Consider the following 11,819-nt stretch of genomic DNA (forward strand, 5'->3'; position numbering starts at 1 on the left):
AGGCGCGGGTTTTCCCCGCGCCTCTACGACTTACGTCCGGTTATAAGTATCCTCGATACGAACGATGTCGTCCTCACCAAGATAAGACCCCGTCTGTACCTCAATGAGAGTCAACGGAATCTTTCCGGGATTTTCCATGCGATGGATGCATCCCAGTGGCAGATAAATGCTTTCATTCTCCCGCACGAGGACCTTGTCATCATCACGCGTGACAAGAGCGACTCCTCCCACGACCACCCAGTGTTCGGCACGATGGAAATGCTTCTGCAGAGAAAGTTTCTCGCCTGGCTGAACAACGATCCGCTTCACCTGGAACCGGTCGTTCTGGATAAGGCTCTCGTAAAAACCCCATGGGCGGTAACAACGGTTATGTGTCGCGGCTTCAGGCCGCTTCTGCTGCTTCAGACGATCAACGATCTTCTTGACGTCCTGGGCGCGGTCACGATGAGTCACGAGAACAGCATCGTCCGTTGCGACCACAACAATATCTTCAATGCCCGCCACTGCTGTCAGATATTTATCTGAGCGCACATAACAGTTTTTCGCGTCTTCAATCAGCACATCACCAATGCCGACATTTCCCTCCGCATCTTTCGGGCTGATGTCCCACAGAGCATCCCAGCTCCCGACATCGGACCACCCAAGATCGGCGGGCACAACGGCAACATTACTGCTGCGCTCAGCAACCGCATAATCAATGGAGATATCGGGAACACTCCTGAATTCTTCAGCGCCGAGACGCTCAAAAAACAGATCACCGCGACGGGCAGCAAAAGCGGCTCTCACTCCGGACATCACATCCGGGGCGTGCTCATCCATTTCACGAATCAGCGCGTCAGCACGGAACACAAACATGCCGGAATTCCAGAGATAATCGCCGGCTTCCAGAAACTCTTCGGCCTGTCTGGCATCCGGCTTTTCACGGAATGCCCTGACGCGAAACGCGCCCTCAACATCAGGGAGTGCCGATCCGACCTCAATATAACCGTAACCCGTTTCTGGCCGGGTCGGCTTCATCCCGAATGTCACGACCATACCGTGCTCAGCGCCGGCGACAGCGCTCTGCAATGCCGCAGGAAGGGCCTCGAGTTTCAGCATTGCCGCATCGGCAGCCATAAGCCACAGGATAGCATCGGGCTGAGTCTCCGCCACGAGAAGAGCAGCGGCGGCAATGGCCGGGGCGGAATTCCGCCCGACCGGTTCAAGCAGAATCCTTGGAGCGTCGATCCCCGCTTCCCGGAGTTGCTCTGCGATCAGAAACCGGTGTTCCTCATTGCAGACAATCACGGGAGCAGCCTGAGAGAGTTTGCGAGCCCGAAGGGCTGTCTCCTGCAACAAAGATTTGTCGCTCAGCAAAGGCCAGAGCTGCTTCGGGTAGCTGGCCCGTGACATCGGCCATAACCGCGTCCCTGAACCACCTGACAAAATGACAGGAACGATCGTGGCGGCAGTGCGATCTGCTGGTATCGCGGTATGCTCCGCGTGATCCTGTTCAGTAAAAATAGCCATGTCGGTCCCTGTTCCGCGCGGGGCGCTCTCATTCCGACGGCCAACCCGCGACAGAATGACAGCCTGAAGACCCCGTCCTCAAGAATTGACCAGCGATTCCGCATGTCATGCGGCTTCCCTGGAGAAATCAGTCTAGCAGAAACTGTGCTCTTCGCGAGTGGAACTGACAAATCGGAAACACACAGATCGGAAAGAAAATGTTACCCCCGACGCCGCGTATGCTTCCCCGGCATACAGTAATGCCGCGCATCGGTGTAATAGACAGCCCGACCGACCGGAGCGAGAAGCTTGCCCCCTCGTCCGATGGAACGGAGCTTGCGGCCATGCGTGACAATTACCGGTCCGGCGGACAGGCAGCCGTGCAGCATGTAATGGTGATGCCGCGTCACTGATCTGGCGTGATGAACCGTGCGGGCGCTGCCGTACTGACACTGGAAGCAAAGACATGCCGCAACGAGAAAAACAGCGATACGGCGAACAAGCATCGTCCGGAGAAAAACGATGCACTCCGGACGCGATGGCCAGACACACAGGCCACCACTTTGTTCCGAAGCACCGTGAGACAGGACCATGTATTGAATTGCCCGGGACGCCTTCCTGCGAATGGTCACGCTGGTTAGCGCCCGGCAACATTTTAAACAGGCTAACGGCACTCTTCAAGAAAAACCGGAAACCGCCGACAGGGTATTTCAGGATGCGGACTATTCGTTCCCTGGATCCGTATTATTGACTCGTTCGCGGAGTTCTTTGCCTGCTTTGAAGAAAGGTACCACTTTTTCGTCAACCGCGACGGAATCTCCGGTTCGCGGATTACGCCCGGCCCGTGCGTCTCGTTTTTTTACAGTGAACGCACCAAAACCACGCAACTCAACCCGGTCTCCCCGGGCGAGCGCCTGTGTCAGCTCATCAAAAATCGTGTGAACAATCAGTTCCACATCCCTGACGAGCAGATGCGGATTGGCGGCCGCAATTTCAGCCACGAGTTCCGATCTGGTCATTGCCGCCCCCTCGCTGGAGACTAAGGTTTCCAGATCGAAACAGCGCCGTCAAGACGTTCGGAATCCTGTGGCAAAAATTCGTCAAGATTAAGGCCGGACCATGACATCACGGCGCCGCCAAACAGCCCGATCAGACGTCGGCGGAAAGAGAAGCGCCGAACGGCCTGACCGATCGTCACGACATCCGGCTCGGCTTTCAGGCCACAGGTTTTTGCAAGCCAGTCACGGGCATCGTCACGATTTCCCAGACTGTCGATCAGTCCAAGAGCGACCGCCTGCTGTCCCGTATAGGGACGACCGTCAGCAAGAGAGCGGACTTTATCTTCTGGCATATGCCGGCCTGCAACGACCATCGCCACGAACTGATCAAAGAGATTGCTGACAACTCCCTGAAGCATGACCCGGCCTTCCGGAGAGATCGGTTTCACCATGGATGGCTGTCCCTTGAGCGGGCCGGAGACGAGTTCGTCCACATTTACGCCAATTTTACCAAGAAGCCCCGACACGTCCGGGCTTTCCATGATGACACCGATGGAACCCGTCAGAGTACTGCGTTCGGCAAAAATACGTTTTGACGGAAGCGCGATCATGTAGCCGGCGGAAGCGCCGACACCACTCATCGTTGTGACGACGGGCTTCGATTTCGCGAAGCGCTCAATCGCATCGTGAAGTTCCTCGCCGCCTGTGACTGAGCCACCCGGACTGTCGATATCGAGCAGCAATCCTTTGACGGACGGCTCTTTCTCCGCTTTGGAAAGCGCTTTCGTCCATCGGGAAACGTCAGATCCGATGACACCGGTCACTTTAAGTCTGACCAGGTGAGGACCAGTCACGGAAGCATGATTCCAGGCGCCGGATCTATGACTGACGGCCCCGGTCACAAAAAGAGCGAAAGCGAAAAGCGCTACCGATCCGGCTCGCCACCGGCGCAGTCTGCGCTTCAGTTCTGCCTCGACAACAGCATCATCAACGCCAGAACTCATGCATATTTATCCATATCGGCGCTCAGAGCGCGCGGAGTGTTCGATTGCAACACCCCGTTTGTGACGCATCATAATTAAAGACGCGCCACACATCGTGTCAGTTTATTCCGGTCAGGAAGACTGACTCTTGCGACCACGACGCCGGCCATTATTGCCGCCCTCATCTGCGTCATGAACTGGCGCAGCGGTTGCACTGATCTTCCGGCCGAGCCCGATTTCACGCGCCAGCGTCGAACGACGCTCAGCGTAATTCGGAGCAACCATCGGATAATCTGACGGCAGACCCCACCGCTCACGATATTGCTCCGGCGTCATGCCATAAGCACTCTGAAGATGACGCTTCAGCATTTTCAGCTTTTTACCGTCTTCCAGACACACGATATAATCCGGGAAAACCGAACGTTTGATCGGCACAGCTGGCTGAAGCTTCTCGGGCTCCGGCGCGGCCTGACCGGCGGATTCAAGCGCGGCATAGACATCGCGGATCAGAGCCGGAATACCATCGGCTGCAAAAGAATTGTTCGCCACATGCGCAGAAACAATTTCTGCTGTCAGTTCAAGAAGCGGCGAAACGGGCTTGCTCTCACTCATGATAAACTCCGTTACATTTTAACGATACAACGCAATCATTAGCCACTCAGAACTTTTAGCGGGCTGAGAATGCTGCGTCAGCACAAATAATCACTCGAAGCTTTTAACGCAATACCTCGCGAAGGCGTTTTCCGGCAAAACTTCTTCAAGGTCAGGAGAATTCATAACGATATGTTCAAAAAAAATAACAGAAAATCACAAATAAACATGATCATATCGACTAAAATACACTGGATGCAGCATAAAAAGAGAAAGAATAAAATCACCATCTCAGGCAAAATGAGATGACCGTTATCTCAATTTTTCTGAAAACAGAAATTCACAAGAAGTCTGTACAGGCCTGACAAACGCACTCACTGAAATCACACACTTCTGTTGCATACAGCACAGTCGCAACAAGCCATTCCGCTGTATTTCTTAAACCTTTTGTGCTCCGGAACGATATAAAAACAGAGCAGGCCTTTTATTTCACAATAAGGCGGGAAACAATCTTTACCGCAAAAATCCAAAGTCACTCTATTTTGACTAACACATTAATAACGTAAAGGTTTTTTTATAAACGACTGAAAAATGTAAGGCTTTCAGCTGTCAGATCGGCCCGGTCATCAGGGCACTCCAGAGTATCCGTGATGCAATATGTGTTTCACGATTAAATTTTATTCAGAACAGGCTCAACTCAGCAGGGAAGTCAGTTAAAAACCCGATTCTGTTCCTGCCAGCGGAGTCAAAAAACAGCGCAGGCAGGAGACAGCAATCAAAGAATCGCGAACCCGTGGCTCAGGATTTTTTGAATTTCTTCCACAGAAAGCCGGCAATGCCAGCAAAAACGACAAGTCCGACAACCTTTTTCAGGCTGCAGCAACCTTTTTTCGGGGCACAGCCACCTTCTGTCTTACAGCAATCCTTGCTCATAACATTCGTCCTTTGTCTTTCAGCACGTCACGACACGGAGAACAGTCCCCGGTCACGTCGTTCATCAATAGAAACATGGAACGGGATGCAAGACAAACCGGGACAAAAGCAATTCTGACACGTCTGTAACAATAAACAGCCCAATACAGCGCTCCCTGTCCGTCAAAATGCAGTCCCGGCCGGCCGGCCGGCCATTACCCTCCGGATTCCGGAACGGATCTGCTGCGTGTAAAGAACTTTCCGGTGACACGCCTTCTGGCCTGCATGATCCATTGCCGGGTTGATTCCATGAACAGGTATACAACCGGCGTGGAATAGAGCGTCAGCAACTGACTCATCGCCAGACCACCAACGACAGCGATGCCCAGCGGACGACGCAGTTCCGCCCCGTAGCCATTGCCGATCACAAGTGGCACCGCGCCCAGAGCCGCAGCAAGGGTCGTCATCAGAATGGGCCGAAAGCGTTTGAGACAGGCTTCGCGAATGGCCTCTTCAGGCGTCATTCCACTCTCACGCTCAGCATGCAAAGCAAAATCGATCATCAGAATAGCGTTTTTCTTGACGATACCAATCAGCAGGATAACGCCGATCATAGCGATCAGGGAGAAGGACTGCCCGGATATCCACAGAGCCAGCACGGCTCCGACCGCCGCTGACGGCAATGTTGAGAGAATAGTCAGCGGATGGATATAGCTCTCATAGAGAATACCGAGTGTCACATACATCGTGGCCAGCGCGGCAACAAAGACCAGCAACTCGTTAATCATTGCTTTGCTGAAATCAGCTGCTCTGCCTGAAAATCCACCGCGTACCGTATCGGGCATGTGGATGGTAATTCCCACGCGCCTGATCTCGGCCTCAGCGTCGTTAATTCCCTTGCCCGGCGGCAGATTGAAAGAGATCGACCCCGAAACAAACCCATTCTCATGGCTGACAGTCAGAGACGTTGGCCGATGGTTCAGATCCGCCACAGAAATCAACGGCACCATCGTCTCAGAGGAGGACGACACTGCCGACCCGCTCGAAGCTCCTGCACCGCCAGCCAGCCGGTTGGCGATCTGATTGCGAAAGGACTGCTGGCTCAAAGCCGCAGCTTTCGATTCCGTTTTATCCGGCAACGTCACACGGATCGAGTTCGAAACCGTGCCGCCGCCCGCCGTACCACCCGCAGTGGAAACCCACATGGCGTTCAGGACATCCGGAGTCTCCCGGTACTGTTTCGCAACTTCCATTATGACGTAATACGTCGTCAGAGACGTCGAAATACTGGATGCCGTACGCTGTCCGTAGGCATCAAACAGCGCATTGCCGATCAGCTGCGGCGTGATCAGATACCGGGCTGCGGTATCGCGCTGAATATCCACATGTAATGCCGACCCGGTGTTATGAACATTCGTGCTGACATCACTCAGAACGGTGCTGTGACGTAACGCCTCCTCCAGTCGGGGCACCCAGGTGTCGATCGCCTCCGCGCTGTCGCTTTCAAAGACGTAAGTATAGTTGCCTTTGTGCTGACGGCCGCCACCGCCATTAACATCGCCTGAATTGGAAACATGCGCGTCCAGACCGGCGATATTCTCCACGCGTTTCTGAATTCGCGCAGCAATCGTCTCCGGTGTGTCGCGGCGTGTCGCCTTGTCTGTCAGAGTGGCGAAAGCTTCGGACTCATTGGCGGCATCATCACCGGTAAACGCGACAACAGACGTGACCTGATGGTCCGCCATCATCGCATCGACAACCTTCTTTGTTTTTTCCGAAACACCGGCAAAAGAACTTGTCTGATCCGCGCTGATAAACCCCGACAGCAAAGCGATGTCTTCCGCCGGCAGGATTGTCTTGGGCATGAAGATGATGACAGCGACGGTCACGACAACACTGAGCGGCAAAGAGGCCATTACCAGCCAGCGATAACGCAGTGTGCGGTCAAGCGAACGCATGTAAAGGCGCAGCATACCGTTGAGTCCGCTCTCGATCGCATCGAACCCTTTATGCGCCAGACGGGCGAAGCCGCTTCCCTTGTCCACCGGCCCACCATGATGAACCTCCAGCAGATAGGCGCACATCATCGGCGTGAGTGACATCGAAAGCAGGAATGAGATCGTCACCGCCGTCGAGAGCGTCATCGCGAATTCGTAGAAAATCTTTCCGGCGGTTCCCGACAGCAGCAGCAGGGGCATGAACACGGCGATCAGTGAGATCGTGATCGACAGCACAGTAAAGGAAATTTCCCGGGATCCCAGAATGGCTGCGTCCATGCGGTTCATGCCATCTTCCATATGGCGGGCGATGTTCTCCACAACGACGATTGCATCATCAACGACAAACCCTGTCGCAATCGTCAGCGCCATCAGGGAAAGCGTGTCCAGAGAAAAGCCGAGCATATGCATGACGCCCAGCGATCCGGCGAGCGACACCGGAACAGTAATGGCCGGAATCAGTGTCGAACGAAGGGACCGGAGAAAGGCCAGCACCACGAGCACCACGAGGATCAGTGAGATCATCAGCGTAAGCTGCGTGTCAGCCAGCGCGGCACGGATACTGCGTGACATGTCGGCGGCCAGCGTCAGCTTCACGTCTCCTGGCAGCACGCTCTGCAGACGCGGTGCGTGAGCCTTGATCTGATCGGTGACCTCAATGACATTCGCGCCCGGCTGGGGACGGATGATCGCCAGAACGGCCGAATGTTCGTTATACCATGCCGCCTGTCGCTCGTTCTGCGGGCCGTCCCGTACATCCGCGACATCGGTCAGCCGTACAGGCCGTCCGTTGCGATACCCTACGATCAGGCCGCGATACTGCTCCGCTTTCCGCGCCTGATCATTGGTTGCAAGCAGCATCCGCTGATCGCCTGCATCGATGAAGCCCTTGGGCGTGTTGGCATTCGCGGAGGCGAGAGCGGAACGGATATCCTCATATCCGATGCCATATTTATAAAGTGCGTAGGGATTGATCTCCACGCGCACGGAAGGCTTTGCAGTTCCCTCGGGCTGAACCCAGCCAACGCCCCGAATGCCTGCGAGCTGAGGAAGCAGCCGGGTTTCGGCGAAATCTCGCAGGCTGGTCAGTGGCCGCGTGTCAGAGGTGAGCGCGGCCACGATGATCGGGTTATCGCTGGGGTTGGCTTTATAATATTGCGGGTTTGAGATCAGTGTGTGCGGCATATCCTGCCGTGCGGCCTGCAACGCCGCCTGCACATCACGCGCAGCACCATCAATGTCACGATCATCGTCAAAGAACAGCAGGATAAACGCGGAGGTATCCGTCGAATCGGACGTCATCTGCGTCAGCCCGGCGATCGTCCCCAGATGCCGTTCCAGCGGCGTTGTCACCGAACTGGCCATCTGCTGCGGTGAACTGCCCTGCTGGCTGGCGATCACATAGATGACCGGCACGGAGATATTCGGCAGATCCGCCACGGGCATCAGCCGGTAAGAAAGAGCGCCCGCGAACACGAAGGCAACGGCGATCAGGATGGTTGCAACCGGCCTGAGAATAAACACACGGCACAGATTCACCCGGCCAGATCTCCGGTCACGCAGTCAATGCAGCCTTTCACGGAAGCGCCATCTCTCCTTGCCGCGCCAGACTGTCTGGCGTGGACGTTTTGACTCCGCATTGTCTTAACATGGAAGGCATGCCCGTTATACGGCAGAAACGAAATGCCCTTCATTGTTCCGCCGCATTCCGCGGCAAGAATGATATCTCCGGTCATACCCTGACCGGGTCCATATAAGCCAATGGGACACATGCATGACACGATCCACCAGTAAGGCCCCGTCAGCAACGCGTCCGGACACGCTGCGCGTGCTCCGCTTTCCGGCACTGATCGCCATGACATCCCTCGTGATCCTGGCCGCTCATCCGGAGAGCGCCGTTGCGCAGCGGCCTGCTTTCGTGCCGCAGGGCGCCTATCTTTATTCCGGACCGGGCGTGGGCTATCCGCTCGTTGGCACCATGCCTCCGGGCATGCAGGTCGTAACCTACGGTTGTCTCGACGGATGGAGCTGGTGTGACGTGGGTGCCGGGCCGCTCCGCGGCTGGGCTCCCGGACCCGCGATCCAGCTTTCGTGGAACGGCATGACGGGACCGCTGACGCAGTATGGCCCGATGGCGGGTCTGCCACTCGTTCCATTTGCTTTCGGCTCTTACTGGGGCAACCATTACCGGGGAGAACCCTGGTTCTCCGATCGTGACAGATGGGGTGGTGGACAGACTGGCCCTGGTCCTGGGGGACGTGACAGAAACCAGCGTGGAGGTCCCGGCGGCCCGGGAGGTGGCCGACGCCCTGGACCGGATGGTGGTCAGCGTGGTGGCGGTAGTGGTGGTCCGGGGCGGTAAATGTCAGGTGTGAGACACCATTCGGCGCAGGAGTAATCAGCCGCCTGTTACAGTTCAGTCTCCCGATACGACCTGGAACGCTGAACCACGGGTCTTCGTTTCCCGGCGATTATGCTGCTGTATTTTCTGGTTTTACCTACACAGTCTGCGCCGTTAATCCCATCGCTGGCTCACTGGCCTGCCTGCCGGCATTTGTTTTCAATTTTGTCCGTATTGTCCGGGCTATCATTTTCCAGACGACAGGATCGGAGGTGCGGCACTTAGTATTGTCCGCACACTGCATTTTCATATCCCATCCTGATGGCGTGCTCTGAAGGCCCGGAAAAGCTCCTCTAATGTGCCGGAGCCACCGCTGCATAATCGGCCGGAACCGCAAAGACCGCATCACTTTGCGGTCCGCGCGTCACAGAAACCGCGCGCACCATTACCCTGCCCTGCTGTGTGGCACGCACCATGATCCCGTCATCGGTGTAGCAGGCATCGCTCTGGCGCCCGTCCTGATCTGTTGTGCGCCAGTTGACGCAGTACTGACCGGCAACAAAATCTGTTCCGAGACGCTGGAACGGACCTGGGGCCACCTTTCCGGGCGGGGTCAGAGCGGCACCGGGCACGGGCATCCGGCTGATCCTGTGCTTAAGTGTGTCCACAACAGTCAGCGTGTGATCCTGCCAGGACGTGATCATATAAATAACCGAGTTTTCCGGGTCGACACGCTGCCGAAGGGATACGACCTGCCAGCGCATCTCCTGATGCACTGGCGATCCGCCATCCGGAGACGGCATTTCATACTGCACATCGACATCCACGGAAGGCGTGACATACGGCCCGGACAAAGCAGCCGCGGCCGTTTCATCTGCTCTGGCCCCGATCGTAAAGCCCGTTCCGCACCACAATCCCGCCAGCAAAATCGTGCCAGCCGGACGCAGTTTCTTATGATTTCTCATAAACTCAGTCTCAGGGCGCAGATGCTGGTGCCACTGGCGGTAACGCCGGCGCAGCCGCATTGTCAGGACCCGGAACAGGGCCGGTCAGCGCATGTCCCTGACTCACGCGATGACGCTGAACTTCCTGATAACCGGCAGGAGGTTCGAATTCCGATGAGGGAATTGTCTCGTAGCTGACAGACAGCGCGGTCAACTGGCCTTTCAGCCCGTCTGAATCCACACCATCCTCACTGAGGATCAGGCCGTTATCGGTCACGCAGGCATTGGCCCGGCCTCTCTCCGAGGCCACGGTCCAGCGTGTGCAGTCGACTCCTGCGATCGTAGCATGACCACTCTTCGTATATTGCATCGACACATCCAGCAGAAACGGATTGCGAACGGCGCCGCGATCTGTGAGTCGGGTGAAGACGCGCTGTTTATGCAGCACAATGGTCACGCTCTGTGCCGTGCGGTTGAGAATAGTGGACGCAGCCCCGTCGGGTGCGTCAATCCGCATGCGTGCCCCCTCTGAGGCAAACCACACCTTCACCTGCTCACTCTGCGGAGCGCCATCCGGCTGCACGGTATACGTGACAACAGCATCCCGCGTCGGCATCAGCGGCGGATGATCGCCCTCCGCATAGGCAACCGGTGACAGAAGCGCTCCCATAATGGCAGAGGAAGCAAGAATGCGGCGCGCATATTTCGCGACAGACGTCGCCCCGGGCAGCGTATTTCTGAACATCGGTGAGGCTCCCATCCGGACTGCAATTCATCTTAATCGCTCTATCGTTAGAGCAGTTCCCGACCAGATGGAAACATTGATCCGTCAAAAAGAGCCGCGAAAACAAAGAGCTGAGCGACGCCCCTGGGGATAACAACCTGTCAGGCGGACGCGGTGCGGCTCTCTTCCCGCATTCGCCTGATTTCAGCGATAACCTCCCCGGCCTCCACAGCAGCCCATCGCCCCTTCACCGTAATCGCCCGGGCCAGAGCATTTTTATATTCCGTCGCCGGGATCTCAATCCCACCAAACCCCGCGAGATGCGATGTACCAAACTGCGTATCCAGAAGAACAAAACCTCCCAGTCTCAGCCGTGCGACAAGATGCACCAGGGCAACTTTGGACGTATCCGCTTCCCGGCTGAACATGCTTTCGCCAAAAAATGCGCCTCCGAGGGCAACGCCATACAGTCCGCCAATCAGCTTCCCGTCACGGCGCGTTTCCACGCTATGGGCGAACCCCTCTTCATGCAGCGCACAGAACAACGAGATGATTTTTTCATTGATCCACGTGGTTTCACGCCCTGGCGCGGGAGCGGCGCAGGCCCGCATCGTCTCTTCGAACGCCGTGTCCACCGTAATATCAAATGTCCCGTTCAGAGCAGTACGGGCAAGCCGGCGATGTAAGTGAAAGCCGTAGAGCGGCATCACACCACGCGGATCCGGATCATACCAGTCGAGGCGACCGGGATGCGTTTCGCTCGCCATCGGGAAAAGACCTATGGAATAAGCCCGCAGCATCATGTCCGGCGTCAGCACCATATCGGCGGCCATCAATATTC

General features: G+C 56.2%; 10 protein-coding genes. 1 reads left to right on the plus strand and 9 read right to left on the minus strand.

Annotated elements, in window-relative coordinates; genetic code table 11:
• Window positions 1-30: 30 nt before the first annotated feature.
• The 6 genes from GOB85_RS02850 to GOB85_RS02875 all read right to left on the minus strand — a co-directional run bounded on the left by GOB85_RS02850 (window position 31) and on the right by GOB85_RS02875 (window position 8,508).
• Window positions 31-1,509 (minus strand): mannose-1-phosphate guanylyltransferase/mannose-6-phosphate isomerase, encoded by a 1,479-nt coding sequence (locus GOB85_RS02850; protein ID WP_173576119.1) that lies wholly within the window; start codon window positions 1,507-1,509, stop codon window positions 31-33.
• A 200-nt stretch (window positions 1,510-1,709) separates the two neighbouring features.
• Window positions 1,710-2,081 carry a hypothetical protein gene (locus GOB85_RS02855; protein ID WP_173576120.1) on the minus strand — a complete coding sequence of 124 codons (372 nt, stop codon included), beginning with the start codon at window positions 2,079-2,081 and terminating at the stop codon, window positions 1,710-1,712.
• 129 nt (window positions 2,082-2,210) lie between these two features.
• A complete protein-coding gene (gene ihfB, locus GOB85_RS02860) occupies window positions 2,211-2,507 on the minus strand; it encodes an integration host factor subunit beta (RefSeq protein WP_173576121.1) in 297 nt (98 codons plus the stop codon).
• 20 nt (window positions 2,508-2,527) lie between these two features.
• Window positions 2,528-3,490: a signal peptide peptidase SppA gene (sppA, locus tag GOB85_RS02865; protein WP_173576122.1), complete on the minus strand. Its 963-nt coding sequence runs from the start codon at window positions 3,488-3,490 to the stop codon at window positions 2,528-2,530.
• 111 nt (window positions 3,491-3,601) lie between these two features.
• On the minus strand, window positions 3,602-4,081 hold the full coding sequence (locus GOB85_RS02870) for a MucR family transcriptional regulator (protein WP_173576123.1): 480 nt from the start codon (window positions 4,079-4,081) through the stop codon (window positions 3,602-3,604).
• A gap of 1,106 nt (window positions 4,082-5,187) precedes the next feature.
• Entirely contained in the window at window positions 5,188-8,508 is a 3,321-nt protein-coding gene (locus GOB85_RS02875; RefSeq protein WP_173576124.1) for an efflux RND transporter permease subunit, read from the minus strand.
• A gap of 235 nt (window positions 8,509-8,743) precedes the next feature.
• On the opposite strand from GOB85_RS02875, the gene GOB85_RS02880 reads away from it, so the two are divergent.
• Window positions 8,744-9,331, plus strand: a complete 588-nt coding sequence (locus tag GOB85_RS02880) for an SH3 domain-containing protein (protein WP_173576125.1) — start codon at window positions 8,744-8,746, stop codon at window positions 9,329-9,331.
• A 332-nt stretch (window positions 9,332-9,663) separates the two neighbouring features.
• Here GOB85_RS02880 and GOB85_RS02885 read toward each other — a convergent pair whose 3' ends face one another.
• The 3 genes from GOB85_RS02885 to aat form a co-directional block, all read right to left on the minus strand.
• Window positions 9,664-10,275, minus strand: coding sequence for a hypothetical protein (locus GOB85_RS02885; protein WP_242011250.1), 612 nt, complete (start codon window positions 10,273-10,275; stop codon window positions 9,664-9,666).
• 10 nt (window positions 10,276-10,285) lie between these two features.
• Window positions 10,286-10,999 carry a DUF4412 domain-containing protein gene (locus GOB85_RS02890; protein WP_173576126.1) on the minus strand — a complete coding sequence of 238 codons (714 nt, stop codon included), beginning with the start codon at window positions 10,997-10,999 and terminating at the stop codon, window positions 10,286-10,288.
• A gap of 140 nt (window positions 11,000-11,139) precedes the next feature.
• Entirely contained in the window at window positions 11,140-11,811 is a 672-nt protein-coding gene (gene aat, locus GOB85_RS02895) for a leucyl/phenylalanyl-tRNA--protein transferase (protein WP_173576127.1), read from the minus strand.
• Between the last annotated feature and the right edge of the window lie 8 nt (window positions 11,812-11,819).

The sequence above is a fragment of the Acetobacter fallax genome (assembly GCF_011516735.1).
Taxonomy (GTDB): Bacteria; Pseudomonadota; Alphaproteobacteria; order Acetobacterales; family Acetobacteraceae; genus Acetobacter; species Acetobacter fallax.

Excerpts from the sequence above, each read along its gene's own strand:
- GOB85_RS02870 (WP_173576123.1), bottom strand. The coding sequence starts at position 4,081 with ATGAGTGAGAGCAAGCCCGTTTCGCCGCTTCTTGAACTGACAGCAGAA.
- GOB85_RS02890 (WP_173576126.1), bottom strand. The coding sequence starts at position 10,999 with ATGTTCAGAAATACGCTGCCCGGGGCGACGTCTGTCGCGAAATATGCG.
- ihfB (WP_173576121.1), bottom strand. The coding sequence starts at position 2,507 with ATGACCAGATCGGAACTCGTGGCTGAAATTGCGGCCGCCAATCCGCAT.
- GOB85_RS02885 (WP_242011250.1), bottom strand. The coding sequence starts at position 10,275 with ATGAGAAATCATAAGAAACTGCGTCCGGCTGGCACGATTTTGCTGGCG.
- sppA (WP_173576122.1), bottom strand. The coding sequence starts at position 3,490 with ATGAGTTCTGGCGTTGATGATGCTGTTGTCGAGGCAGAACTGAAGCGC.
- GOB85_RS02855 (WP_173576120.1), bottom strand. The coding sequence starts at position 2,081 with ATGGTCCTGTCTCACGGTGCTTCGGAACAAAGTGGTGGCCTGTGTGTC.
- GOB85_RS02880 (WP_173576125.1), top strand. The coding sequence starts at position 8,744 with ATGACACGATCCACCAGTAAGGCCCCGTCAGCAACGCGTCCGGACACG.
- aat (WP_173576127.1), bottom strand. The coding sequence starts at position 11,811 with ATGGCCGCCGATATGGTGCTGACGCCGGACATGATGCTGCGGGCTTAT.
- GOB85_RS02850 (WP_173576119.1), bottom strand. The coding sequence starts at position 1,509 with ATGGCTATTTTTACTGAACAGGATCACGCGGAGCATACCGCGATACCA.